This is a genomic window from Acinetobacter sp. Colony158, from assembly GCF_019264745.1.
GTDB lineage: Bacteria > Pseudomonadota > Gammaproteobacteria > Pseudomonadales > Moraxellaceae > Acinetobacter > Acinetobacter ursingii.
The window spans coordinates 1,833,426-1,833,810 of record NZ_CP078523.1; the positions used below are offsets into that span (position 1 = coordinate 1,833,426).

At 40.5% G+C, this 385-nt stretch carries 1 protein-coding gene; it reads left to right on the top strand.

Going from position 1 to position 385, the window contains the following annotated elements; all coding sequences use genetic code 11:
- Window positions 1-338: TonB-dependent receptor domain-containing protein (locus JR005_RS14730; RefSeq protein WP_228731665.1), on the top strand; the 338-nt coding region annotated here is incomplete at its 5' end.
- Window positions 339-385: the final 47 nt, after the last annotated feature.

Sequence of the window (385 nt, forward strand, 5' to 3'; positions counted from 1 at the left end):
ATAAAATTCCAGGGATTGCCAAAAATCAGGCCTATCTCGCATTGTCATGGAAACCGCAAACTGGTTTTTATGGTGGGGTCGATGCCCAATATAACGATAAAATCTATGTCGATGACCAAAATACAGACACAGCACCAAGCTATATAGTGCTAGCAGCGTATGCGGGTTATGCATGGCAGTTACAGGACTGGAAAGTCAATATTTTCAGCCGTGTCGATAATTTATTGGACAAAGACTATGTCGGATCTGTCATTGTAAATGACGGTAAAGGACGTTTCTTTGAACCTGCGGATGGACGTAACTGGAGTGCAGGATTACGAGTAAGTAAACAATTTTGATCAAAATTAAGAGAGAAGAGGTGACAAGTGGCAAAATTATTTGAAAG